The sequence below is a fragment of the uncultured Roseobacter sp. genome (assembly GCF_947491795.1).
Taxonomy (GTDB): Bacteria; Pseudomonadota; Alphaproteobacteria; order Rhodobacterales; family Rhodobacteraceae; genus Roseobacter.
The window spans coordinates 1-209 of the sequence record NZ_CANLKW010000046.1; the positions used below are offsets into that span (position 1 = coordinate 1).

Here is a 209-nt window from a genome sequence, read left to right on the forward strand (position 1 = left end):
GATTGCGTCCCATGGACTTGCCGGCGATCAAAGCAGTGTCGGCATCCATCAACGCCTGCTCCACACCTACCGGATCGCCTGGCGACCATGTCGCGAGGCCGATGGTCGCCCCGATCTGACATTGTAACCCATTGAAATCGATCGGTTCGGTAATGGCAATGCGCAGCGTTTCTGCAAAAGTCATGATGCTGTCATTGGACTTCCGGCTT

Annotated in this window: 1 protein-coding gene; it reads right to left on the reverse strand. The window is 56.0% G+C overall.

Features of this window, described 5'->3' with window-relative positions:
- Window positions 1–184, reverse strand: a 184-nt coding sequence (locus tag Q1A34_RS22000) for a GGDEF domain-containing protein (RefSeq protein ID WP_300039661.1), incomplete at its 3' end; no start/stop codon positions are given.
- Between the last annotated feature and the right edge of the window lie 25 nt (window positions 185–209).